23 protein-coding genes are annotated in these 22,989 nt (G+C 55.7%); 10 read left to right on the forward strand and 13 right to left on the reverse strand.

The features are described 5' to 3' along the window. Positions 1-66 precede the first annotated feature (66 nt). Complete coding sequence (locus tag BFV64_RS08955; protein WP_069601941.1) at positions 67-774, forward strand: CTP synthase C-terminal region-related (seleno)protein; 708 nt, start codon at positions 67-69, stop codon at positions 772-774. A gap of 32 nt (positions 775-806) precedes the next feature. Here the strand turns inward: BFV64_RS08955 and BFV64_RS08960 are convergent, their stop codons facing one another. Further along, positions 807-1,994 carry a CynX/NimT family MFS transporter gene (locus BFV64_RS08960; RefSeq protein WP_032636931.1) on the reverse strand — a complete coding sequence of 396 codons (1,188 nt, stop codon included), beginning with the start codon at positions 1,992-1,994 and terminating at the stop codon, positions 807-809. Between the two features lie 99 nt (positions 1,995-2,093). On the opposite strand from BFV64_RS08960, the gene BFV64_RS08965 reads away from it, so the two are divergent. Next, positions 2,094-2,885, forward strand: a complete 792-nt coding sequence (locus BFV64_RS08965) for an AraC family transcriptional regulator (protein ID WP_023332735.1) — start codon at positions 2,094-2,096, stop codon at positions 2,883-2,885. Here the strand turns inward: BFV64_RS08965 and BFV64_RS08970 are convergent. Beyond that, positions 2,869-3,315: a DUF441 domain-containing protein gene (locus BFV64_RS08970; protein ID WP_023332736.1), complete on the reverse strand. Its 447-nt coding sequence runs from the start codon at positions 3,313-3,315 to the stop codon at positions 2,869-2,871. The genes BFV64_RS08965 and BFV64_RS08970 overlap by 17 nt on opposite strands. A 144-nt stretch (positions 3,316-3,459) precedes the next feature. Here BFV64_RS08970 and yoaI point away from each other — a divergent pair, with 144 nt between their 5' ends. After that, positions 3,460-3,564 carry a small membrane protein YoaI gene (yoaI, locus tag BFV64_RS25290; RefSeq protein ID WP_023332737.1) on the forward strand — a complete coding sequence of 35 codons (105 nt, stop codon included), beginning with the start codon at positions 3,460-3,462 and terminating at the stop codon, positions 3,562-3,564. 16 nt (positions 3,565-3,580) lie between these two features. Here yoaI and BFV64_RS08975 read toward each other — a convergent pair whose 3' ends face one another. From BFV64_RS08975 to yeaG, 3 genes are all read right to left on the reverse strand, one after another. Beyond that, positions 3,581-4,081: a YbaK/prolyl-tRNA synthetase associated domain-containing protein gene (locus BFV64_RS08975; RefSeq protein WP_069601942.1), complete on the reverse strand. Its 501-nt coding sequence runs from the start codon at positions 4,079-4,081 to the stop codon at positions 3,581-3,583. Between the two features lie 99 nt (positions 4,082-4,180). Continuing rightward, on the reverse strand, positions 4,181-5,464 hold the full coding sequence (locus tag BFV64_RS08980) for a YeaH/YhbH family protein (RefSeq protein ID WP_014883442.1): 1,284 nt from the start codon (positions 5,462-5,464) through the stop codon (positions 4,181-4,183). 74 nt (positions 5,465-5,538) lie between these two features. Continuing rightward, on the reverse strand, positions 5,539-7,473 hold the full coding sequence (gene yeaG / locus BFV64_RS08985; protein WP_014883443.1) for a protein kinase YeaG: 1,935 nt from the start codon (positions 7,471-7,473) through the stop codon (positions 5,539-5,541). Between the two features lie 431 nt (positions 7,474-7,904). Here yeaG and BFV64_RS08990 point away from each other — a divergent pair, with 431 nt between their 5' ends. Beyond that, positions 7,905-8,651, forward strand: coding sequence for a MipA/OmpV family protein (locus BFV64_RS08990; protein ID WP_069601943.1), 747 nt, complete (start codon positions 7,905-7,907; stop codon positions 8,649-8,651). A gap of 78 nt (positions 8,652-8,729) precedes the next feature. On the opposite strand, the gene BFV64_RS08995 is transcribed toward BFV64_RS08990, so the two are convergent. Continuing rightward, entirely contained in the window at positions 8,730-9,614 is an 885-nt protein-coding gene (locus BFV64_RS08995; RefSeq protein WP_058690425.1) for a D-hexose-6-phosphate mutarotase, read from the reverse strand. 75 nt (positions 9,615-9,689) lie between these two features. Beyond that, a complete protein-coding gene (gapA, locus tag BFV64_RS09000; RefSeq protein WP_014831506.1) occupies positions 9,690-10,685 on the reverse strand; it encodes a glyceraldehyde-3-phosphate dehydrogenase in 996 nt (331 codons plus the stop codon). Positions 10,686-11,026: 341 nt separating this feature from the next. Here gapA and msrB point away from each other — a divergent pair, with 341 nt between their 5' ends. Then, positions 11,027-11,440 (forward strand): peptide-methionine (R)-S-oxide reductase MsrB, encoded by a 414-nt coding sequence (gene msrB, locus BFV64_RS09005; RefSeq protein WP_023332742.1) that lies wholly within the window; start codon positions 11,027-11,029, stop codon positions 11,438-11,440. Between the two features lie 41 nt (positions 11,441-11,481). Next, positions 11,482-11,760, forward strand: a complete 279-nt coding sequence (locus BFV64_RS09010) for a YeaC family protein (protein WP_045135041.1) — start codon at positions 11,482-11,484, stop codon at positions 11,758-11,760. Positions 11,761-11,820: 60 nt separating this feature from the next. On the opposite strand, the gene chiD is transcribed toward BFV64_RS09010, so the two are convergent. The 4 genes from chiD to sppA all read right to left on the reverse strand — a co-directional run bounded on the left by chiD (position 11,821) and on the right by sppA (position 16,866). Then, the gene (chiD, locus tag BFV64_RS09015) at positions 11,821-13,077 is read right to left on the reverse strand and encodes a chitinase ChiD (RefSeq protein WP_048996953.1); all 1,257 of its coding nucleotides are present in this window, start codon (positions 13,075-13,077) and stop codon (positions 11,821-11,823) included. Between the two features lie 201 nt (positions 13,078-13,278). Beyond that, the gene (gene pncA, locus BFV64_RS09020) at positions 13,279-13,920 is read right to left on the reverse strand and encodes a bifunctional nicotinamidase/pyrazinamidase (RefSeq protein WP_014883449.1); all 642 of its coding nucleotides are present in this window, start codon (positions 13,918-13,920) and stop codon (positions 13,279-13,281) included. A gap of 9 nt (positions 13,921-13,929) precedes the next feature. Beyond that, entirely contained in the window at positions 13,930-14,946 is a 1,017-nt protein-coding gene (gene ansA / locus BFV64_RS09025) for an asparaginase (RefSeq protein WP_014883450.1), read from the reverse strand. A gap of 63 nt (positions 14,947-15,009) precedes the next feature. Next, complete coding sequence (sppA, locus tag BFV64_RS09030) at positions 15,010-16,866, reverse strand: signal peptide peptidase SppA (protein ID WP_023332746.1); 1,857 nt, start codon at positions 16,864-16,866, stop codon at positions 15,010-15,012. Between the two features lie 167 nt (positions 16,867-17,033). On the opposite strand from sppA, the gene BFV64_RS09035 reads away from it, so the two are divergent. The 3 genes from BFV64_RS09035 to BFV64_RS09045 all read left to right on the forward strand — a co-directional run bounded on the left by BFV64_RS09035 (position 17,034) and on the right by BFV64_RS09045 (position 20,663). After that, positions 17,034-17,585: an NAD(P)H nitroreductase gene (locus BFV64_RS09035; RefSeq protein ID WP_063861581.1), complete on the forward strand. Its 552-nt coding sequence runs from the start codon at positions 17,034-17,036 to the stop codon at positions 17,583-17,585. A gap of 116 nt (positions 17,586-17,701) precedes the next feature. Continuing rightward, the gene (gene selD, locus BFV64_RS09040) at positions 17,702-18,745 is read left to right on the forward strand and encodes a selenide, water dikinase SelD (RefSeq protein WP_014883453.1); all 1,044 of its coding nucleotides are present in this window, start codon (positions 17,702-17,704) and stop codon (positions 18,743-18,745) included. A 4-nt stretch (positions 18,746-18,749) separates the two neighbouring features. Beyond that, the gene (locus BFV64_RS09045) at positions 18,750-20,663 is read left to right on the forward strand and encodes a DNA topoisomerase III (protein ID WP_069601944.1); all 1,914 of its coding nucleotides are present in this window, start codon (positions 18,750-18,752) and stop codon (positions 20,661-20,663) included. A gap of 61 nt (positions 20,664-20,724) precedes the next feature. Here the strand turns inward: BFV64_RS09045 and gdhA are convergent, their stop codons facing one another. Further along, a complete protein-coding gene (gdhA, locus tag BFV64_RS09050; RefSeq protein ID WP_014883455.1) occupies positions 20,725-22,068 on the reverse strand; it encodes an NADP-specific glutamate dehydrogenase in 1,344 nt (447 codons plus the stop codon). Between the two features lie 227 nt (positions 22,069-22,295). Here gdhA and BFV64_RS09055 point away from each other — a divergent pair, with 227 nt between their 5' ends. Further along, positions 22,296-22,568 (forward strand): YnjH family protein, encoded by a 273-nt coding sequence (locus tag BFV64_RS09055; protein WP_014883456.1) that lies wholly within the window; start codon positions 22,296-22,298, stop codon positions 22,566-22,568. On the opposite strand, the gene BFV64_RS09060 is transcribed toward BFV64_RS09055, so the two are convergent. Next, positions 22,534-22,944: a pyrimidine (deoxy)nucleoside triphosphate diphosphatase gene (locus BFV64_RS09060; RefSeq protein WP_048996547.1), complete on the reverse strand. Its 411-nt coding sequence runs from the start codon at positions 22,942-22,944 to the stop codon at positions 22,534-22,536. The two genes, BFV64_RS09055 and BFV64_RS09060, sit on opposite strands and share 35 nt — an antisense overlap. Between the last annotated feature and the right edge of the window lie 45 nt (positions 22,945-22,989).

Consider the following 22,989-nt stretch of genomic DNA (forward strand, 5'->3'; position numbering starts at 1 on the left):
TGCAGAAGATCGGTAGTCTGAGGTTCCTTATGTTATCTGATAATACTCTGGCATAAGGAACCTTTCATGGAACACCTCCCGGTTAAAACGACGCTCCGCATTGCGCTGGTTGGCGATTACAATCCTGATGTTATTGCACACAAGGCGATCCCGTTGGCCATTGACGATGCTGCGGCCGTTCTTGACCTCACCGCCGATTACGACTGGCTTGCTACCCCGGAATTAACCAGTTCTGAGGATCTGGTGGGCTACGATGCCATCTGGCTGGTTCCTGCGAGCCCCTATAAAAACACAGAGGCCGCCTTTATCGCCGCACGCTACGCCCGTGAAAACAGTATTCCGTTCCTGGGGACTTGCGGTGGGTTCCAGCATGCGCTGATTGAGTATGCCCGTAACGTGCTGGGCTGGCACGATGCGGCACATGCTGAGACGGATACCGAAGGCACTATGGTGATCGCGCCGCTGACCTGCTCGCTGGTGGAAATATCCGATGCCATTGAACTGCGCAGCAATACGCTGATCGCCAAAGCCTACGGCAAACCCGAAATTGAAGAGGGATATCACTGCAACTATGGTGTGTCGCCGGAATTTGCTCAGGCGCTGGAGAGCGGTGATATGCGCGTGACGGGCTGGGACGAACAGGGGGAAATCCGTGCGGCGGAGCTGATAACCCACCCGTTCTTTGTGATCACTTTGTTCCAGCACGAGCGTGCTGCGCTGGAAGGACGTCCGGTGGTTCTCGTACAGGCAATACTTCGCGCGGCGCGGGGCTAAAACAGGGCAGACCCGATGGTCTGCCTTCGTGTTTAGCGGGGCGCGATTTCCCGGTCGCGCCCGGCAAGTATCCCGCAGACGGCCATGACAATCGCGGCCAGCGCGCAGGCGAGAAGGGGGATGCGCCAGTCTCCTACCGAATCGTGGATTTTACCCATCAGCGGCGGTCCGCAGGCAGCGAGCAGGTAGCCGATAGACTGTGCCATACCGGACAATGCTGCCGCCTGATGCGCAGAGCTCGCGCGCAGACCGATGAACGTCAGGCCGAGGATCATCGTTGCCCCGGAGCCAAAGCCAAACACCAGCGTCCACATCACCGCCATATCCGGCATAAACCACAATCCCGCTGCGCTTACCGCGCACATCAACGCCACTGCACCGGCGATCGTCCGCTGATCTTTCAGCCGATGGAGGATCAGCGGAACGGCAAGTCCCGGCACGGCTGTCGCCAGCTGTAAAAGACCATGCACCGAACCAGCCTGCGCCTCGCTGTAGCCGTGGCTAAGCAGTATCGCCGGCAGCCAGCCGATGATGACGTAATAGATAAGGGAGTTAATCCCCAGAAAGAGCGTCACCTGCCAGGCGAGAGCAGAACGCCAGATTGCGCGGTTATGTAACGCGCCTGCGCCTGTTACCGTCGCAACATGTTTCTGACGCCACTGCGGCAGCCAGAGCAGCAAGGCGAGCAGCGGAAACACCATCAGCATCAGCAGCGCGCCCTGCCAGCCCGCATGACCCTGGGCCAGCGGCACGATTAGCGCCGAGCCTAACGCGGCGGCTGCCCCCATCGTCAGGGAATAGGCACCCGTGAGTTTCGCCACCTGGCCCGGAAAGTCACGTTTAATTAAACCCGGTAACAGCACGTTCCCAAGCGCGATCCCGCAGCCAATCACTGCCGTGCCGATGAAAAGCAGGGCAGCGGAAGGCAGGGAGCGAATGGCTATCCCGGCGCAAATCAGCAACAGGGCGATAAACAGGCTACGCTCCATGCCAATACGTCGGGCCAGACCTGCGGCGAGCGGGGAGATCAGGGCAAAAGCCAACAGGGGCAGGGTGGTCAGCAGACCGGTTTGCGCCGTGCTTAAGCCATAATCAAGGCGAAGGGTATCCAGCAGCGGGGCTGCGCCGGTAAAGGTGACGCGAAGCGTGGTGGCGATCATCAGGATGCCTGCAATCAACAGCGCGCCGTGTTTTCCTGAGGTGCGAATAGCAGTAGTCATTATGTTCTCATACGTTCAAGCGAGCGCACACAATACCGATTTTCCCGTCGGTTGAAATCAGGCTAAAATGACAGTTTATCGCTAAAATCGGACAACATGATGATTGGACTGGGACTGGACGGCTACGATCCTGATAGCCAGCATGATGCGGCCGTCGCCTTTCGCATCCGTGTGGTGGCGGAGGAACAATATATACCCCTGCATCATCACCGCAAGGGACAGCTGATTCTGGCGCTTGGCGGCGCGATTACCTGTGAAGTGGAAAATGCCATGTTGATGGTACCGCCCCAGTACGCGGTCTGGATCCCCGGGCAGATGCCGCACAGTAACAGGGCCACGCCGGGGGCGCAGCTCTGCTTTTTGTTCATTGAGCCCGGCGCCGCCAGTCTGCCCGACCGCTGTTGTACGCTGAAAATGTCCCCTCTGGTGCGGGAGCTCATTTTATCTCTGGCAGAAAAATCGCAGGCACAGCTTCAGCTTGCGGCCACATCCCGACTGGTCGATGTCCTGTTTGATGAACTGCCGCTCCAGCGTCAGGAGCATTTACAGTTACCCGTCTCGCCCCATCCAAAAATCCGGCTGATGAGCGAGAAGATGGCTGAAGAGCCCGCGGCCTGGCAGACGCTGGCACAATGGGCAAGCCACTTCGCCATGAGCGAACGCAACCTGGCGCGACTGGTGGTAAAAGAGACCGGTTTAAGCTTTCGTCGCTGGCGTCACCAGCTGCAGCTTATTGTGGCGTTACAGCATTTGATCGGCGGGAAATCGGTACAGCAGGTGGCGCAGTCACTGGGTTATGACTCGACCACCGCGTTTATTACCATGTTTAAGAAGGGGCTGGGTCAAACGCCAGCGCGTTACATGGCCAGCCTGACTACGACTTCCCGATAAACAGGGAGACCAGCCCGGCTGCAATCAGCGGGCCCACCGGCACGCCGCGAAAGAGCGCTACGCCCAGCACAGTGCCCACCAGCAGACCCGCAACCAGCGAAGGCTGGCTGCTCATCAGCGTAACGCCGCGCCCCCCGAGCCATGAGACAAAAACACCTACCGCGATAGCCACCAGCGATTTCCAGTTGACAAACGAGTGCAGCAGCGTTGAGGCGGGAAGCGTACCGCTGGCGATGGGCGCCATCACCCCGATGGTTAAAATGATTATCCCGATGGTGAGGCCTTGCTTTTCTATCCACGGGAAAAAGGTATTTAACGGCGTGACGCGCACGATAATCAGCACCAGAATCGAGATGGCGACGGTGGTGTTATGACTGATAAAACCCAGCGCGGCGAGTGCCAGGAGAATGAGCAGAGTAGGGTCAAACATAGGGAATCCTTGCCAAAATAATCGTCCTGCTTACTGTACGCGGAAAAAGGGCGGAGAACAGTTTTAAAAAGATTTTACCGCTGTCATAACCTTGTCATTTACGCGGTTTAAAACGAAGGCAGATATCGCAAAGGGGTCGCTATCATGAACGATCACATGTTTGTTGAAACGCTGATTATCTCCTCATCGTTTTTCGCCATTGCCGCGATTCTCGTCGCTTCCGTATTGTTGCTGGAGAGAAAAGGCTGACAGTCAGCCTTCACGGTTAGACTTTATGGAAAGTCACAAGCTCAGGACGGGCGATGCGCAGGTAATCCTGGGTATCCATGATCACGGATTTTTCCAGCAGGCCGGCGTTAAACGCGATCTCGTCGAAACGCTCGAACAGCAGCGGGTCGGCGACCAGCGTCAGATCGGGGTGGAAACTAAAAGGCGGAATAGCGCCGAATACGCAGGCGGTAAGGGTACTTACCTCGGCCGGGCTGGCGAGGGAGGCTTTAAGCCCGCCGAAATGGCTGGCAAGCCGGCTCAGGTCGGCCTGCAGATCGGCGGCCAGGATCGCCAGAACATGCTTTTTAACACCGTTTCCCTTCACTTTGCAGACCAGGGCTTTTGCGCCCTGACGCAGATCGGTCCCGCGTATTTCACTTACCGCTTCACATTTCCCGACCGCCTCGTGCTCCAGAACCCGAAAACGTGCGCCTTGCCCGGTGAGTAAGGTTATCAGTTGCTGGTGGGTTCCTGTCCCCATAACGTCGTCAGTCATCGTGATTTTCCCGGTGATAATCCAGTATGCAGATGGCTACATTAGCACGAGAAGAACGGCGTCGAAAGAAAACAGCCAGCGCGTTCGCTGGCTGTGAGATTATGCGTTGCTGTTAGCAGACTGCTTGTGGAAGAGCTCCCTGAACACCGGATAAATATCATCCTGGTCACGGATATGTTGCATGGCAAAATTATCAAACATCGATTGCAGATGTTCATACTCCCGCCACAGGGTCTGATGCGCGCGACGGGTAATTTCGATATAGCTGTAGTAACGCACCACCGGCAGAATTTTCTTCGCCAGGATGTCGTGACACAGCGGTGAGTCGTCGGCCCAGTTATCACCATCGGACGCCTGCGCGGCATAGATATTCCATTGCGCCGGGTCGTAACGCTCTTTCACGACTTCATCCATCAGCTTCAGCGCGCTGGAGACGATGGTGCCGCCGGTCTCCTGCGAGTAGAAGAACTCATGCTCGTCGACCTCTTTAGCCTGCGTATGGTGGCGAATATAGACCACTTCCACGTTCTTATAGGTTCTGCTCAGGAACAGGTAGAGCAGGATATAAAAACGCTTCGCCATATCCTTTGTGGCCTGGTCCATGGAGCCGGAGACGTCCATCAGACAGAACATCACTGCCTGGCTGGAGGGCTCTGGGCGTTTTTCATAATTCTTGTAACGCAGGTCGAACGTGTCGATAAACGGAACGCGATCGATCTTCGCTCTTAGCTCGGCAATCTCTTTGCGCAGGCGCTCCTCTTCCAGCAGTTGCGCCGGCTCCGTGTTTTCCACGACCTTCAGGCTACTCTCAAGTTCGCGCAGTTCACGACGTTTGCCTGCCGTCATGGCCGTGCGCCGCGCCAGCGAATTCTGCAACGAACGCACGACGCTGATGTTGGCGGGGACGCCGTTGGCGGTATAGCCCGCGCGATGGGTTTTGTACTCGTTAAGCTGACGATGCTGATTCTTTTTCAGATTTGGCAGCGCCAGGTCCTCAAACAGCAGGTCGAGGTATTCATCTTTTGAAATCTGGAAAACGAACTCATCCTGACCTTCACCGTCCTGGCTGGCCTGTCCCTGACCGCTTCCTGAACCACCGCCGCCGCCCTGAGGACGCTCAATTCTGTCGTTCTGAACGAAGTGGTCATTACCTGGGTGTACGCGATGGCGCAGACCGCCTCGCCCCTGATGAAACATCGGTTCGCTGATGTCATCGGTGGGGATGGAAACAGACTCGCCGCTGTCGACGTCGGTCACCGAGCGTTTGTTGATGGCCTCGGAGATCGACTGTTTAATTTGCGCTTTGTAACGGCGCAAGAAGCGCTGGCGGTTCACCGTGCTCTTGTTTTTGCCGTTAAGACGCCGGTCAATAAACCAGGTCATATACCCCCCGTACTGCATTTGCCAACTTGCGTTTTTGTTGGCCCGGCAGGCGCTAGCGCTGCCGGGCACTTGTTTTAGGACGATTTACGCACGCGCAGATACCATTCGCAGAGCAGGCGAACCTGTTTGCGGGTGTAGCCTTTTTCCATCATACGGTCGACAAAATCGTCGTGTTTCTTCTGCTCATCGGTTGAGGTTTTGGTGTTGAACGAGATAACCGGCAGCAGCTCTTCGGTATTGGAGAACATTTTCTTCTCAATAACGGTGCGCAGTTTCTCGTAGCTGGTCCAGTTCGGATTGCGTCCGTTGTTATGCGCTCTGGCGCGCAGGACGAAGTTCACAATCTCATTACGGAAGTCTTTCGGGTTGCTGATCCCGGCAGGCTTCTCGATTTTTTCCAGTTCCGCGTTCAGGGATTCACGGTCAAACAGCTGGCCGGTATCCGGGTCGCGGTACTCCTGATCCTGGATCCAGAAGTCAGCGTAGGTGACATAACGGTCGAAAATATTCTGTCCATACTCTGAATAGGATTCCAGGTAGGCTGTCTGGATCTCTTTGCCAATGAACTCGGCGTATTTCGGAATCAGGTAGCCTTTCAGGAACTCAAGATAGCGTTCAGCCTGCTCCTGCGGGAACTGCTCGCGTTCAATCTGCTGCTCCAGCACGTAGAACAAGTGAACCGGGTTGGCCGCCACTTCCGCATGGTCGAAGTTAAAGACGCGGGAGAGGATCTTAAACGCGAAACGGGTGGACAGGCCGTTCATCCCTTCATCGACCCCGGCGTAATCACGATACTCCTGATAGGATTTCGCTTTCGGGTCGGTGTCTTTCAGGCTTTCGCCATCATAGACGCGCATTTTTGAGTAGATGCTGGAGTTTTCCGGCTCTTTCAAACGCGAAAGGATAGAGAAGCGCGACAACGTTTCCAGCGTGCCTGGCGCGCAGGGAGCGTGCACCAGCTCACTGTGGTTGAGCAGTTTCTCGTAAATCTTGATCTCTTCGGAGATCCGCAGGCAATAAGGCACCTTGACGATGTACACGCGGTCAAGGAAGGCCTCATTGTTTTTATTATTACGGAAGGTCACCCATTCGGATTCGTTCGAGTGGGCGAGGATTATCCCGTTAAACGGCAGGGCGGAGATACCTTCCGTCCCGTTATAGTTCCCTTCCTGGGTCGCCGTCAGCAGAGGATGCAGCACTTTGATTGGTGCTTTAAACATCTCCACGAATTCCATAATCCCCTGGTTGGCGCGGCACAGCGCACCGGAATAGCCGTAGGCATCCGGGTCATTTTGTGCGAAGTTTTCCAGCTTACGGATATCAACTTTACCCACCAGCGCCGAGATATCCTGGTTGTTCTCATCACCCGGTTCCGTTTTGGCGATGGCGATCTGCTCAAGGATAGACGGCCACACTTTCACCACGCGGAATTTGGTGATATCGCCCCCAAACTCATGCAGGCGTTTTGCCGCCCACGGCGACATGATGGTGCCGAGGTAGCGGCGCGGAATGCCAAACTCTTTATCCAGAATTTGCGCATCTTCCTGTGGATTAAACAGGCACAGCGGATGGTCGTTCACCGGGCTGCGTTCGCCATTAGCGCTCAACACATAAATCGGCACGCGCTGCATCAGCGACTTCAGGCGTTCAGCCAGCGAGGATTTACCGCCACCGACCGGGCCGAGTAAATAGAGGATCTGTTTCTTCTCTTCCAGACCCTGAGCGGCATGCTTCAGATAGGAGACAATCTGTTCAATGGCATCTTCCATGCCGTAGAACTCTTCGAACGCCGGATATCGGGCGACCACCCGATTCGAAAATAGACGGGAAAGCCGTGGCTCCAGGGCAGTATCAACCATGTTTGGCTCACCAATAGCCATCAATAGCCGTTCTGCCGCATTGGCATAGGCACTGCGATCTTGCCGACAAATGGTAAGAAACTCCTGCAGTGTGAACTCTTCGTCCTTGGCAGCTTCATAGCGCTGGCGATAGTGATCGAATATATTCATGGCATGCCGTCCTTTCGTTTTTTAGCACAGGATAAGAGCCGTTCGTATGAGTAGTGGAGGCTCCCGGAAGAGAATCTCTCGCACCTCACTGCCAGAGCAGCAACCTGTGTGCCAGGTCAGAGGCTAAGAACCGCAGGGCGTTCAGGAAAACTCTTCTTAAAATTAAGCGTAGATGGCATTTGCCAAACTTGCATGCTGAGAAAATCTAATTTCAATGACATATCAATAACTCATCCAAAAATTTCCACCTGGGTTATAAGACTTAAGCACGTTTTTCATTCAGTGGTCATATAAATGAAAGCGTGCTGTCATCTGAAAAGTGAAAAATAACGGGTTAATCAGACTGATTAGCAGGCAAAAAATTTTGGGTTGTACGGGAATGGCGGTTACACTTCTCCCGCTGATTATTTGACTACAGGAAAGAATGGATTGTGACCAAACTCAAACTTCTGGCATTGGGCATCCTTGCCGCGACCGCAGTTAGCACCGCTCAGGCGGAAAGTCAGTGGACGGTTGGCGCGGGTGTTGGCGTCATTAACAGCCCATACAAACAGTATGATCGTGACGTATATCCTGTTCCCGTTATCACCTATGAAGGCGAGAACGTCTGGTTCCGCGGTCTCGGCGGCGGCTACTATCTCTGGAACGACACGGCCGACAAGCTCTCGATCATGGCCTACTACGATCCAACGCACTTCAAGCCGGGAGACAGCGACAGCCACGCGCTTCGCCAGCTCGATAAGCGCAAAAGTAGCATGATGGCCGGGCTTTCATACGTGCATAACACCGAGTATGGCTTCCTGCGTACTGCTCTGGCAGGTGATACGCTGGACAACAGCAACGGCTTTATCTGGGACCTGGCGTGGCTGTACCGCTATACCAACGGCGGGTTTACCCTGACGCCGGGCATCGGTGTGCAGTACAACAGTGAAAACTACAACGACTACTATTACGGCGTCTCTAAAAACGAGTCTCGCCGCAGTGGTCTGAAAAGCTACAGCGCAGATGATGGCTGGGATCCCTACCTGGAGCTGACCGCGAGCTATAACTTCCTTGGCGACTGGAGCGTCTACGGTACTGGCCGTTATGAGCGTCTGAGCGATGAAGTGAAAGATAGCCCGATGGTCGATAAGTCATGGGCGGGTATCTTCTCTGTGGGTGTGACCTACAAGTTCTGATTGTGCATTAATTCAGTGCAATTATTGCATCAAAACGGGGCGCTTGCGCCCCGTTTGCTTTTTTGTGGTGCAGGGCGATTATCGCTTAACAATACGGATCGTCTGCCCTAAACGAGACGGTTTTTCTTCGCTCGCTTTCTGCGGCGTGGTCACGCAGGCTGTTTCTACACAAACGAATGTTTTGTAACCGTCATCAGGAATATCGGCCATGCTGACAGACAATGCCGGACCTGGGTTCCAGCCCACCACATTGCTGTGATGATGATGAACGACCTCAATGCCGCGGTTCAGGGCACCATCGTGGATCACGCTGCAGGCTTCCGGGTGGAGATAGACGCGGTCGGTACGATCGGGGAAAGCCTGAACGCCGTCGCTCAGCTTGCCCTCTTTCGCATTATCAACTTTGTCGATAAAGGTATCGCCGAGGCCGCTCACCTTCACTGCGTTGATGTCACCCACGTTGAAGTAGGTGTGCAGGGCAGACGTGGTTTCGAACTCGCCATGCGCTTCCAGCTCAATTTCGCAGGTTTTACCCAGCTTGAAACGGGCGTACAGGGTGAAATCATGCGGCCACAGGGCGCGGGTTTCATCATTCGCCTGCAGCTCAAAGGTCAGCACGGCACCGTTGTCATCTTCATTGTGCGCTTTCAGCGTCCACTGCTGGTTACGGGCAAAACCGTGAGACGGCAAACCCTGCTGTGTGGACGGGCCGAACCATGGCCAGCAGATGGGGACGCCGCCACGGATAGCAGCCCCTTTTTTGAACGAGGTGGCCTCGCTCAGCCACAGTCCTTCCTCTTCGCCCTCAGGCTTCCAGGAGAGCAGGTGGGCGCCATTCAGCGCCACGGAGGCTTTCACGCGCGGGTGGTCAACGACGATAACATCAGCGCCGTCAATCTGGCGGCGGGAGAGCACAGGGGTAAGTTGTTCGACTACCGGAAGTGCAAATATTTTATTAATCATTAAGCAATCCTCTGTCTAAAAAACAATAAAAAAGGCGACCGAAGTCGCCTTTTTGGATCAAACACTCATCTCAACTTATTTGGAGATGTGAGCGATCAGGTCCAGTACTTTGTTAGAGTAGCCAGTTTCGTTGTCGTACCAGGAAACCAGTTTCACGAAGTTGTCGTTCAGTGCGATACCAGCTTTAGCATCGAACACGGAAGTGCACACTTCGCCGTTGAAATCAGTAGATACAACGTCGTCTTCGGTGTAACCCAGAACGCCTTTCATTGCGCCTTCGGAAGCAGCTTTGATTGCTTTCTTAATTTCTTCATAAGAAGCAGCTTTTTCCAGACGAACGGTCAGGTCAACAACGGATACGTTAGGCGTTGGAACGCGGAACGCCATACCAGTCAGTTTGCCATTCAGTTCTGGCAGTACTTTACCTACAGCTTTAGCAGCACCGGTAGAGGATGGGATGATGTTCTGAGCCGCGCCACGGCCGCCGCGCCAGTCTTTGTGAGACGGGCCGTCAACGGTTTTCTGAGTAGCGGTGGTAGCGTGAACGGTAGTCATCAGACCTTCGATGATGCCGAAGTTGTCGTTGATAACTTTAGCCAGCGGTGCCAGGCAGTTGGTGGTGCAGGATGCGTTGGAAACGATGTCCTGGCCAGCGTAAGTTTCGAAGTTTGCACCACGAACGAACATTGGGGTGTTGTCTTTAGAAGGACCAGTCAGAACAACTTTCTTCGCGCCTGCAGTGATGTGTTTACGTGCAGTTTCGTCGGTCAGGAAGATACCGGTAGCTTCAGCTACAACATCAACACCGATTTCGTTCCATTTCAGGTTAGCTGGGTCTTTCTCAGCAGTAACGCGGATGGTTTTGCCGTTAACAACCAGGTGGCCGTCTTTCACTTCAACGGTGCCGTCGAAACGACCGTGAGTTGAGTCGTACTTCAGCATGTACGCCATGTATTCAGCGTCCAGGAGATCGTTGATACCAACGATTTCGATGTCAGAACGTTTCTGAGCAGCACGGAAAACAATACGGCCGATACGGCCAAAACCGTTGATACCTACTTTGATAGTCATATATTCCACCAGCTATTTGTTAGTGAATAAAAGGTTGCCTGTAAAATTACAAAAACCTTACGCAGCGTCAAGCGGAATCGTGTCAATCATTGCGACAAATCAATCCTGTGACTAACGTTTGTGCGACTGACTCGCCTCACTTTCCCTTTGAGCTTGCAACCACATGGGGGCTGCGCCCGGAATTTTAAAGTCCTCGCAGGATAAAAATGTGAACATGATCACAATTGCCTGACCGCCTTTTCGCGACACATAAGTTTAGAACAAAAGTGCACGCAAGGGTGTTAATGTTTTGTTAGAATCCGGGTTAAAAGATGTCTGTTTCTACAGCGAGATGTAAGCATATGTCGAACCAACGTAACCCTGACGATTTGAAAAAAAACCTCACAGAAATGCAGTTTTACGTGACGCAGAACCACGGCACGGAACCGCCATTCACCGGGCGTTTACTGCACAACAAGCGAGACGGCGTCTATCACTGTCTGGTCTGTGATGCCCCGCTGTTTAACTCACAAACGAAATTCGATTCCGGCTGCGGCTGGCCGAGCTTTTACGAGCCGGTGAGCGATGAGGCAATCCGCTATCTGACTGACACCTCGCACGGCATGGTGCGCACGGAAATCCGTTGCGGGACCTGCGACGCACACCTGGGGCACGTCTTCCCGGATGGTCCACAGCCAACGGGGGAGCGTTTCTGCGTCAATTCGGCCTCCATGAGCTTCACGGATGATGAAAACGGCGACCAGATCAAGGGTTGAAAAAACGATTCAGCAAATTATTCCTTTGAAAGGGAGAGATCGTGAATATTGATGACATGATTAACGGGATGACCCAGGATGTTTATCAGCGTCTGGTCACCGCCGTTGAACTGGGAAAATGGCCGGATGGCGTGGCGCTTACCCCTGAGCAAAAAGAGAACAGTTTGCAGCTGGTGATGCTGTGGCAGGCGCGCAACAATACTGACGCGCAGCACATGACGATCGATACCAACGGCCAGATGGTGATGAAAAGCAAGCGAGAGCTGAAAGAAGATTTTGGCATCACGCCGAAGCCAATTGCGACGCTGAAAATGCAATAAACGTGCGGGCTGATGCCTTCATCCAACCCTCTCCCACGGGGAGAGGGTTTGAATGCGTCGCTACTTTTGCGGGATCCCTAATGACTCTGCCAGCTGCTTCGCTAACTGGTTGTTATCGTCCGCGCCATACTCCCAGAACATCGCCCCGGCGAGACCTTTCTGTTTAATGTAGTCCGCTTTGATCGCCACGGAACGTGGGTTCTCATACGAAATCGCAAAGAGCGCCTTGCCGTCGGCTGCCTCCACGGAGAGCCACGGCACTTTCGCCTGGTCGTCCCAGTGCTCGGTAAAACGCTTCTGCGGATCGTTCAGCAGCTTTTTCACGATATCGTTGTACTTCACGTAGGTATCTTTGGACAGGTCATAGCCGAGCGACCTGAACAAGCCGAGCTCCTGCGGTCCAAAGTAGGGCTGGGTGACCGGATTTTTTTGTGCGTCCGGCTTGCTCCAGTCGATACCCGGCTCAACGGCGCGTTTCGGTACGCGACCGTAAAACCCGATCCCGAGGTTCATCTGCTGTGGTTTCAGTCCCGCGGCCAGATAGTTATTTACCACAAAGTCCACGCTGTATTTATCGGCAGCAGCCACCGTCGGCCAGGCGCTGGAATCATAGAGGTTGGCGTTAAAATACTGGGTACCATACGCCATGTCGTAGGTCATCAGGTTGATGTAGTCGAGCAGGGGAGCGATGGCTTTGACATCCACCCAGCTTTTCGGACTTTCCGCATTGGCGCCTACCGCAATGGTCACCAGCTTTTTCTGCCCGAATGCGTCGCGCATCTCTTTCAGCAGCGCGGTGAAGTTGTCCCTGTCGGCTGGCGTGCTGGCAACCAGTCCCCACGCGCCGTTGACCGGGTACTCCCAGTCGAGATCAATCCCGTCCAGACCGTATTTGTCGACAACCTCCTGGGCGGATCGGATAAACACCGCACGACTCTCTTTGGTGGCCGCTGCGCCAGAGAAACCACGCGCACCCCAGCCGCCAACAGAGAGCAGCACTTTAAGGTGCGGGTTTTGTTTACGCAGAGTGGGGATTAAGGCCAGATCGGATGCCACTTTTGGCGAAAGCCAGATCTGATGCAGTTTCGTCGGATCTTTCAGCGCGGCGTTGGTTTCGTCTTTCTCGTTGTTGTAGACCAGACCAAACGAATAGTTCAGGTGGGTGATCTGGCGGACATCCAGTTTATTAATGTCGCCACCCGGTCCGGCGGTGACATCGCCACCCCCGTTGAAATAGCCGACGGACATCAGGGGCGCAGCGGAAGCCAGTGACGCGCAAAGCAAGGGTAATGCTGCCAGCAAGGGCAAACGTTTCATATAATTTCCTCTTTGACTTAATAAAATAACCACGCCACAGAAAAGGCGTGGCGAAAAAACAACCTGACGAGAATAGCATTGCCGCTTCGCTGAGGATGCGAGGGAGTTCACTTTATGGGGATTGGAGAAGAAATGCCGGGTGGCGCTGCGCTCCAGAGAAAGTAGGCCGGGTAAGGCGAAGCCGCCACCCGGCTTAAAAAACTACGCCTGCGTTTCCAGCCAGTCTGCCAGGGTATACAGCGTCGCGCCTTCGGCAGCCATCTCCATAAACGCCTGAGCACTGTCCTGAGGGTGAATGTTCACGCCGCGGCAGCCGTCGGTGATCACGCTGACGGTGTAGCCTGACTGGAGCGCGTCCAGTACGGTAAACTTCACGCAGTAATCTGTCGCCAGCCCCAGCACAATCAGCTCCGTGATTTCATGGTGGCGTAACCACGCGTCCAGCGCGGTCTTCTGACGATGACCGTTATCAAAAAACGCGCTGTAGCTGTCTATTGTCGGGTTTTCACCCTTATGGAACACCGCGTCGATGGCTTTCTGATTCAGGAGCGGATGCAGCGCCGCGCCTTCCGTTTGCTGCACGCAATGATCCGGCCAGAAGGTTTGCGCCAGCCCGTCGAGTTCACCCTGAGTGAACGGTTCGACGTTGTGCTGGCTGGCAAAACTGCCGTGGTTAGCCGGGTGCCAGTCCTGGCTGGCGACCACCGCTTCACCGCGAGCTTTACACCAGTCAATCAGCGTATTCGCCACGTCAACGGTGCTGTCACCTTCGGCGACGGCCAGCGCGCCGCCTGCGCAGAAATCATTTTGCAAATCGACCAGTAGCAGGGCGCGTTGCGTCATGAGGCCTCCTTATTCGTCAGGGGTCAGTTCACCGCGCAGATTTTGCATCATGGCGTTGCGAATGGACTGAATGTCCAGATCCTGACTCAGTAAATAGTGAAGTTTAGTCAGCGTCGCCTCAACGGTCATATCGAAACCGCTGATGACACCCGCATGTGCCAGCGCGTTGCCGGTGGCATAGCCACCCATATTCACTTTGCCGGACATACACTGGGTCAGGTTCACCACCACAATTCCGCGTTCGCTGGCTTCCTGAAGCTCTTTCAGAAACTCACCGTTCTGCGGGGCGTTGCCCACGCCGTAGGAGCGCAGGATCAGCGCTTTCACTGGCTGGCGCAGGAAGTTGCGGACCACGTCGGCGGAAATACCCGGGTAAATGGTAACCACGCCGATGGGCTGCGGGGTAATCGGATGCACAATCAGCTCGCCAGCGGTATTCGGTGCAGGCGGCGTGCCCAGACGACGGATATGAATCCCCGCTTCCAGCAGCGGCTGCAGGTTCGGTGAGGCGAAGGCGTCAAAACCATCGGCATGGGCTTTCGTCGTGCGGTTGCCGCGATACAGACGGTTGTTGAAGAACAGCGAGACTTCGTTAATCGGGTAATTTGCCGCCACGTACAGGGAGTTCAGCAGGTTGATCTGCCCGTCGGAGCGTAACTCCGCCAGAGGAATTTGCGACCCGGTGACGATAACCGGCTTGCTCAGGTTCTCCAGCATGAAGGAGAGCGCCGAGGCCGTGAACGCCATGGTGTCGGTACCGTGCAGGATCACGAAGCCGTCGTACTGGTCGTAATGCGCTTTAATGTCATCCGCGATGTGCTGCCAGTCTTCTGGCGTCATGTCGGAGGAGTCCATCAGCGGCTCGTATTCATGGATGGTAAAGTCAGGCATTTCCGGACGGTGGAACTCAGGCATCAATGCAAGCTGACGCTGAAGGTGGCCGGAGACAGGAATATAGCCATTTTCAGAGCGCTGCATACCGATGGTACCGCCAGTGTAGGCTACATAAATCGATTTCTTCTGCATGGTAGTGAGTTCTTGTTCTTCAAAAGAAAAAAATCCCCTCTTCGCGGGAAGAGGGGACGGTTTTTAACGGACGTTCGCGCAGGTCAGGCAAAACGCGTAACGACTTTGTGGATCGTTAAAGGCCGCGAGCTTATCGCTTTCCGTCTTCATCGCTTTCGCTGCCGTGGCAACCGGCGCAGGCAGGTAAGCCTGCAGCGCCTCCGGCAGCATGGCGCGAACGGAGACAGACATGCTGTCCATCACCATATCGAAGAATGACGGCTCATCCTGATAATACTCAATGTGCCATTGCTTGAGCTTCGCCAGGTCGGCCGCTTTCTTCACGGCGTCGTCAAAGTCACCCAGACTGTCCACCAGTCCGTTGTTCTTCGCGTCCTGACCGGTCCAGACGTGGCCCTGAGCAATCTGGTCAATCTGTTCTGGCGTCTTTTTACGCGAGTCAGCCACCAGCGTAATAAAGCGCTTATACCCGTTCTCAATGCTCAGCTGCATCATCTCCGAGACTTCCGGCGGCAGGGATTTCGTTATCGACACATCTGCCAGCGGCGACGTAGAAACACCGTCGGTGTGCACGCCCAGATAATCCAGACTGTTTTCCACAGTGTTAATTACCCCGAAGATGCCGATAGAACCGGTCAGCGTACTTGGGTTAGCCACAATGTAGTTGGCTGGCGTGGAGATCCAGTACCCACCTGATGCCGCCATTCCGCCCATGGAGACGACGACCGGTTTGCCCGCAGCGCGGGCCGCGGCCAGCTCAGCGCGGATCACTTCGGAGGCGCTCACGCTGCCGCCCGGGCTGTTTACGCGCAGAACAATGGCTTTCACTTTCGGGTCAAGGCGCGCGTCACGGATTTGCGACGCGGTGGTGTCACCGCCGACATTACCCGGGGTTTCCTGACCGTCCATGATGGCGCCGTTGGCAAACACCACGGCTACGCTGTCACCGCTCTCGTCCGGTTTTTTCGCAGCGTAGTCATACATACTGATGGCGCTGTAGTTTTTGTCCTCTTTGCTCCAGCCAAACTGTTTGGTCAGGGCTTTTTCGATATCCGCACTGGTACCCAGCGCATCAACGAGTTTATTGTCGAGGGCATATTTCGCGGTATCGCCGTCAACCTTACGCAGACCCTCCAGCACGCCACGTGCGCCCGGGAAGACCTGCTCAGCGGTAATTTGACGGTTAGCGGCCACGGTGCCCAGATAGTTCTGCCACAGCTCGCCAATCCAGCGGCTGTCCGCTTCACGGGCAGCAGGGGACATATCGTCGCGAATAAACGGCTCCACGGCTGATTTATAGGTGCCGACGCGGAAGACGTGGGTCGTCACTTTCAGCTTGTCGAGCAGCGATTTGTAGTACAGGCCGTTGGTGGCAAAGCCGTGCAGATCGACCGTCCCCTGCGGAGAGAGCCAGATCTTGTTGGCGAAGCTTGCCAGATAATATTGCCCCTGGCTGTAGCTGTCGCCCACGGCGATCACTGGCTTACCGCTGTCGCGGAATTCACGCAGCGCTTTACCGATGTACTGCATTGAAGGCTGGTCGCCTCCGGCAAAATCTTTCAGATCCAGTACGATCCCGGTGATATTTCGGTCGTCTTTGGCCTGACGGATAGTATCGACAATATCGAACAGGGAGTTTTCCTGCAGGCGGTCGGACGTCGCGCCAAACAGCTGACGGCCAATGACCCCCAGACGGTTGCTGGTGGACGGTTTATCCACGATGACGCCGGTGATATCGAGTAACAGCGCACCGCGAGTTGAATGCTGCGCCTGATTCGCATTGCTGATATGCATCCAGATGCCTGCGCAAACCAGAACCAGCAGGATGAAGAAGATGTTCATCACCAGGTTGCGGACGAAGTTGAGCAGTCGCCACGTCCATTTAAAGAAACCGGCAAAGATTCGCCAAAGGGTTCGCATGTATTCTCCCTAACCAGAAAATGACTGTTTCCGTCGCCACTGGACGGTAATGTTGGGTTATCGTAATGACCCAACCGCCACTTGTCAGCAGGAATCGCCTGCCAGGCTGTAACAAAATCTGCGGCCGTGTTAATTTTGTGAGTAAATTTCAATAAAGGAGTTAACCAATGGACGCACTTGAACTGCTTGTTAACCGCCGCAGCGCGTCACGTCTGGCCGAACCTGCCCCGGCGGGCGAGCAGCTGGAAAACATTCTGCGTGCCGGGATGCGTGCCCCCGATCACGGCACGCTGCAGCCGTGGCACTTCTTTGTGATTGAAGGTGAAGGCCGCGATCGTTTCAGCCAGCTGCTGGAGCAGGGCGCGGTTGCCGTCGGGCAGGATGAGAAGGGTATCGATAAAGCGCGCAATGCGCCGTTCCGTGCGCCGATGATCATCGCCGTCGTGGCGAAATGTCAGGCTGGCCACAAAGTCCCGGTCTGGGAGCAGGAAATGTCTGCTGGCTGCGCGGTAATGGCGATGCAAATGGCCGCTGTCGCACAGGGGTTTAACGGTATCTGGCGTACCGGTCCGCTGACCGGGAGCCCGGTAGTCCGTGACGGTTTTGGCTGCGGTGAGCACGATAAAATTGTCGGTTTCCTCTACCTCGGTACGCCGCAGCTTAAAGCCTCCAGCACCATCAGCGTGCCGGACACTTCGCCTTTCGTCAGCCGTTTCTGATAACCCACGCTAAACTGTCTGGATTCTGAGCATCTGCCGCAGAATTCAGACAGTCATACTTACCTCTTTATGGAATGAGCGCTACCATAGCGCGATTGAGATGGCAGGAGACGTCCATGAGCGAGCAAACCATTCGTTTAACGCAGTACAGCCACGGAGCCGGTTGCGGTTGTAAAATTTCCCCGAAAGTGCTGGAGACCATTCTGCACAGTGAACAGGCGAAGTTTGTCGACCCGAACCTGCTTGTCGGCAATGAAACGCGTGACGATGCTGCAGTTTATGACTTAGGTAACGGCACCAGCATTATCAGCACCACTGACTTCTTTATGCCGATTGTCGATAACCCCTTCGATTTCGGGCGCATTGCGGCCACCAACGCCATCAGTGATATCTTCGCGATGGGCGGTAAGCCGATTATGGCCATCGCCATTCTGGGCTGGCCAATTAATACCCTCGCGCCGGAAATTGCCCGCGACGTCATTGATGGCGGCCGTTTCGCCTGTCAGCAGGCGGGAATTGCGCTGGCCGGTGGTCACTCGATTGACGCGCCTGAACCTATTTTTGGCCTGGCCGTCACGGGCGTGGTGCCGACCGAGCGCGTGAAGCGCAACAGCACCGCGCAGGCGGGCTGCAAGCTGTTCCTCACCAAGCCGCTTGGCATTGGCGTACTCACGACCGCCGAGAAAAAATCCCTGCTGAAGCCGGAACACAAAGGTCTGGCAACGGAAGTGATGTGCCAGATGAACCTTGCGGGCGCGGCATTCGCCAATATCGACGGCGTGAAGGCGATGACCGATGTGACCGGTTTTGGTCTGCTGGGACACCTCTCCGAAGTGTGTCAGGGCGCGGGCGTGCAGGCACAGGTGTGGTATCAGGACGTGCCGAAACTGCCGGGCGTGGAAGAGTATATTGCGCAGGGCGCGGTGCCGGGCGGTACTCAGCGCAACTTTGCCAGCTACGGTCACCTGATGGGCGAGATGCCTGAAGAATGGCGCAACCTGCTGTGCGATCCACAAACTTCCGGCGGCCTGCTGCTGGCGGTCACACCGGAAGCCGAAGCTGACGTTCAGGCAACGGCCGCCGAGTTTGGCATTACCCTGACGGCGATCGGCGAGCTGGTGACCGCACGCGGTGGCCGACCGATGATTGAGATCCGTTAATTCGATGCGGTTGTTTATTGCCGAAAAGCCGAGCCTGGCGCGCGCCATCGCCGACGTGTTGCCGAAGCCGCACCGCAAGGGCGACGGCTTTATCGAATGCGGTAACGGGCAGGTGGTGACCTGGTGTATTGGTCACCTGCTTGAGCAGGCGCAGCCGGACGTCTACGACAGCCGCTACGCCCGCTGGAACCTCAACGATCTGCCCATCGTGCCGGAAAAATGGCGCCTGCAGCCCCGGCCTTCGGTGACCAAACAGCTGAACGTGATCAAGCGTTTCCTGCACGAAGCCTCTGAAGTGGTTCACGCAGGTGACCCGGACAGGGAAGGGCAACTGCTGGTAGATGAAGTGCTGGACTACCTCGAGCTGGCGCCGGAAAAACGCCAGCAGGTACAGCGCTGCCTGATAAACGACCTCAACCCGCAGGCGGTAGAGCGTGCGATCTCGCGTCTGCGTGCCAACAGCGAGTTTATCCCGCTGTGCGTCTCGGCGCTTGCGCGCGCGCGCGCTGACTGGCTGTACGGGATCAACATGACCCGCGCCTACACCATCCTCGGGCGTAATGCGGGCTATCAGGGGGTACTCTCCGTGGGCCGCGTGCAGACGCCGGTGCTGGGGCTGGTGGTGCGTCGTGATGAAGAGATTGAGAACTTCGTCGCCAAAGATTTCTTTGAAGTGAAAGCGCATATCGTTACGCCTAAGGACGAACGCTTTACCGCCGTCTGGCAGCCGAGCGATGCCTGTGAATCGTACCAGGATGAAGAGGGGCGCTTGCTGCACCGTCCGCTGGCGGAGCATGTGGTTAACCGTATTACCGGTCAGCCTGCCATCGTCACCAGCTATAACGATAAACGGGAATCAGAACCCGCACCGCTGCCATTTTCGCTCTCGGCCTTGCAGATTGAGGCGGCGAAGCGCTTTGGCCTCAGCGCGCAAAACGTGCTGGATATCTGCCAGAAGCTCTATGAAACCCACAAGCTGATCACCTATCCGCGTTCGGATAGCCGTTATCTGCCGGAAGAACATTTTGCCGGTCGCCACGCGGTACTGAACGCGATAAGCGTACACGCCGCCGATCTCCTGCCGCAGCGGGTGGTGAACCCGGACACCCGTAACCGCTGCTGGGATGATAAAAAGGTGGACGCCCACCATGCAATTATCCCGACGGCACGCGCCAGCCACGTTAACCTGACGGATAACGAAGCGAAGGTCTATAACCTCATCGCCCGTCAGTATCTGATGCAGTTCTGCCCGGACGCGGTGTTCCGCAAATGCGTCATTGAGCTTGAGATTGCCAAAGGTAAGTTTATCGCCAAAGCGCGTTTCCTCGCGGAAGCGGGCTGGCGCACGCTGCTCGGCAACAAAGAGCGTGACGAGGAGAACGACGGTACGCCGCTACCGGTAGTCGCCAAAGATGACGAGTTATTGTGCGAGAAAGGTGAAGTGGTTGAACGTCAGACCCAGCCGCCACGCCATTTCACCGATGCGACGCTGCTGTCGGCCATGACCGGGATTGCCCGATTCGTGCAGGATAAAGATCTGAAGAAAATCCTGCGCGCCACCGACGGTCTGGGTACGGAAGCGACGCGAGCGGGGATCATCGAACTGTTGTTCAAGCGCGGTTTCCTGGAGAAAAAAGGACGCTATATCCACTCCACGGAGCCGGGCCGGGCGCTCATCCACTCCCTTCCGGAGCTGGCCGCGAGGCCGGACATGACCGCGCACTGGGAATCTGTGCTGACGCAAATCAGTGAAAAGCAGTGCCGCTACCAGGACTTTATGCAGCCGCTGGTGGGGACGCTGTATCAGTTGATCGATCAGGCACGCAGTACGCCGGTGAAGCGGTTCAGAGGGATGGTTGCGCCGGGTAGCGGTGCGAAGAAGCCCTTTAAAAAGAAAAAGAGCGCGGCAGCTTCTTAAACCGTAGGCCGGGTGGCGGCTTCGCCTTACCCGGCCTACAGGGCGAGAACACAGTGAAAGCTTAAATCACACCCTGCCCAATCATCGCATCCGCCACCTTCACGAATCCGGCGATATTCGCTCCGCGCACGTAGTTAGTTTGCGACGCTTCACCGCCGTACTCCACGCAGGCGTGGTGAATATCCAGCATGATATGGTGCAAACGGGCATCCACTTTCTCCGCCTTCCAGCCAAGACGCGCGGCGTTTTGCGCCATCTCAAGGCCGGAGGTTGCCACGCCGCCCGCATTGGCGGCCTTGCCTGGGGCAAACAGCACGCCCGCTTCGAGGAACAGATCTGTCGCATCGATGGTGGTCGGCATATTCGCCCCTTCGGCCACCGCCTTCACGCCGTTGCCGATCAGCGTGCGCGCGGCGTCCACGTCCAGTTCGTTTTGCGTGGCGCACGGCAGGGCAATATCCACCGGAACACCCCACGGCTGCTTGCCTTCCAGATACGTCAACCCAAATTCCTGGGCATAGTCTGCGAGCCGCCCGTCGCGGCTGGCTTTAATTTCGCACAGGCGCGCCAGTTTTTCTGCCGTAAAGCCCGCTTCATCCACCACCGTGCCACGGGAGTCCGAGGCCGTCACCACGCGGGCGCCAAACTGCATCGCTTTTTCGATAGCGTATTGCGCCACGTTACCGGAGCCGGACACCGCCACGCGCATCCCTTCAAACCCTAACCCGTGACGTTTGAGCATCGCCTCGGTGAAATAGACCAGACCATATCCGGTCGCCTCCGGGCGAATCAAACTCCCGCCAAACGACAATCCTTTGCCGGTAAAGACGCAGGCGCTGTTGTTGGAAAGCTTTTTCATCATCCCGGCCATAAAGCCCACTTCGCGGGCCCCCACGCCGATATCCCCCGCCGGTACGTCGGTGTCCGGACCAAGGTGGCGCCAGAGCTCGGTCATCAGCGCCTGACAGAAACGCATCACTTCACCTTCGCTTTTCCCTTTAGGATCGAAGTCACTCCCGCCTTTCCCGCCGCCCATCGGCAGGGTGGTGAGCGCGTTTTTAAACGTCTGCTCAAAGCCGAGGAATTTCAGGATCGACAGGTTCACGGAAGGGTGGAAACGCATGCCGCCCTTAAACGGGCCGATGGCGGAGTTAAACTGCACGCGCCAGGCGCGGTTGACCTGGACCTGATTGCGGTCATCCACCCAGGTCACGCGGAACTGGATCACCCGTTCTGGCTCAACCAGACGTTCCAGCAGCGACAGTTGACGATAACGCGGGTTTTCTTCAAGGAAAGGCCACAGGGTGGTCATCACTTCACGAACGGCCTGAGCGAACTCGCTCTGATGCGGGTCGCGCTGCTGAACATGGGCAAGAAAGCTTTCCAGAGAGCGTGTCTGATCCATAGATATAAGAACCCCTTATAGTCATTTATGTATATTGCTTATGCGATTTGTGTTGTTTTTTTGACTATACCACCCGTACTGCTTTGTGAAGCAAGCAGAAATGTAGGGTGAAAGGGAAATTAATGACCCGCGCTGCGTCATAACAAAAAGCGATGATGTGTGAAATTAAAGATTCTGCCCGATTAACCGTTATAGTCATTATCAGGACATAACAGGAAGACAAGTCTATGAATCGTTACGTGATGGCTGCATTTTCGTTGATGTTGACCGCTGGCGCGCAGGCTGACCGCATTCGCCCGGACGTGGAGGTGAATGTCCCGCCGGAGGTCTTTAGCTCCGGCGGCCAGCGTGCGCAACCCTGTAACCAGTGCTGTATCTATCAGGATCAAAATTATTCTGAAGGAGCAGTGGTAAAAGCGGACGGGGTTTTGCTGCAATGCCAGCGTGATGAACGCGCGATCAGCACTAACCCGCTGGTCTGGCGGCGCGTAAAAGAATAAACGCCTCCAGCAGCGGAATATCCGCCGGGGCCAGGTCGTAGCTCAACGCCTCTTCCGGCGTGCACCACGCCAGCGCGCTGTGGTAGTGTGCGGTTAACGCTCCGCTAAAGGCAGGAACATGCCAGGCGTGCAGGTTGATTAATCGCTGCGACACTTCGCGCTGGTGGCTTGCCACATACTGCACGGGCTGCGCCTCAATACCCAACTCTTCACGCAGCTCGCGGATTAGCGCCTGAGGCTGGGTTTCACCGGCCTCGACTTTTCCGCCAGCGAATTCCCACATTCCCGGTTGATCGGCGTGAGCAGGGCGCTGCGCCAGTAAAATTTTGTCGTCTTTTTCTATGATGGCCGCAACGACATCGACTGTTTTTAGCATGGTCGTCAATACTTGATAGCGAAAAACGACATATTATCGTGCCCT

Source organism: Enterobacter kobei, assembly GCF_001729765.1.
GTDB classification, from domain to species: domain Bacteria; phylum Pseudomonadota; class Gammaproteobacteria; order Enterobacterales; family Enterobacteriaceae; genus Enterobacter; species Enterobacter kobei.

Coding starts and splice junctions, on each gene's coding strand:
- BFV64_RS08955 (WP_069601941.1), top strand. CDS start 67: ATGGAACACCTCCCGGTTAAAACGACGCTCCGCATTGCGCTGGTTGGC.
- BFV64_RS08960 (WP_032636931.1), bottom strand. CDS start 1,994: ATGACTACTGCTATTCGCACCTCAGGAAAACACGGCGCGCTGTTGATT.
- BFV64_RS08965 (WP_023332735.1), top strand. CDS start 2,094: ATGATTGGACTGGGACTGGACGGCTACGATCCTGATAGCCAGCATGAT.
- BFV64_RS08970 (WP_023332736.1), bottom strand. CDS start 3,315: ATGTTTGACCCTACTCTGCTCATTCTCCTGGCACTCGCCGCGCTGGGT.
- yoaI (WP_023332737.1), top strand. CDS start 3,460: ATGAACGATCACATGTTTGTTGAAACGCTGATTATCTCCTCATCGTTT.
- BFV64_RS08975 (WP_069601942.1), bottom strand. CDS start 4,081: ATGACTGACGACGTTATGGGGACAGGAACCCACCAGCAACTGATAACC.
- BFV64_RS08980 (WP_014883442.1), bottom strand. CDS start 5,464: ATGACCTGGTTTATTGACCGGCGTCTTAACGGCAAAAACAAGAGCACG.
- yeaG (WP_014883443.1), bottom strand. CDS start 7,473: ATGAATATATTCGATCACTATCGCCAGCGCTATGAAGCTGCCAAGGAC.
- BFV64_RS08995 (WP_058690425.1), bottom strand. CDS start 9,614: ATGATTAATAAAATATTTGCACTTCCGGTAGTCGAACAACTTACCCCT.
- gapA (WP_014831506.1), bottom strand. CDS start 10,685: ATGACTATCAAAGTAGGTATCAACGGTTTTGGCCGTATCGGCCGTATT.
- msrB (WP_023332742.1), top strand. CDS start 11,027: ATGTCGAACCAACGTAACCCTGACGATTTGAAAAAAAACCTCACAGAA.
- chiD (WP_048996953.1), bottom strand. CDS start 13,077: ATGAAACGTTTGCCCTTGCTGGCAGCATTACCCTTGCTTTGCGCGTCA.
- pncA (WP_014883449.1), bottom strand. CDS start 13,920: ATGACGCAACGCGCCCTGCTACTGGTCGATTTGCAAAATGATTTCTGC.
- ansA (WP_014883450.1), bottom strand. CDS start 14,946: ATGCAGAAGAAATCGATTTATGTAGCCTACACTGGCGGTACCATCGGT.
- sppA (WP_023332746.1), bottom strand. CDS start 16,866: ATGCGAACCCTTTGGCGAATCTTTGCCGGTTTCTTTAAATGGACGTGG.
- BFV64_RS09035 (WP_063861581.1), top strand. CDS start 17,034: ATGGACGCACTTGAACTGCTTGTTAACCGCCGCAGCGCGTCACGTCTG.
- selD (WP_014883453.1), top strand. CDS start 17,702: ATGAGCGAGCAAACCATTCGTTTAACGCAGTACAGCCACGGAGCCGGT.
- BFV64_RS09045 (WP_069601944.1), top strand. CDS start 18,750: ATGCGGTTGTTTATTGCCGAAAAGCCGAGCCTGGCGCGCGCCATCGCC.
- gdhA (WP_014883455.1), bottom strand. CDS start 22,068: ATGGATCAGACACGCTCTCTGGAAAGCTTTCTTGCCCATGTTCAGCAG.
- BFV64_RS09055 (WP_014883456.1), top strand. CDS start 22,296: ATGAATCGTTACGTGATGGCTGCATTTTCGTTGATGTTGACCGCTGGC.
- BFV64_RS09060 (WP_048996547.1), bottom strand. CDS start 22,944: ATGCTAAAAACAGTCGATGTCGTTGCGGCCATCATAGAAAAAGACGAC.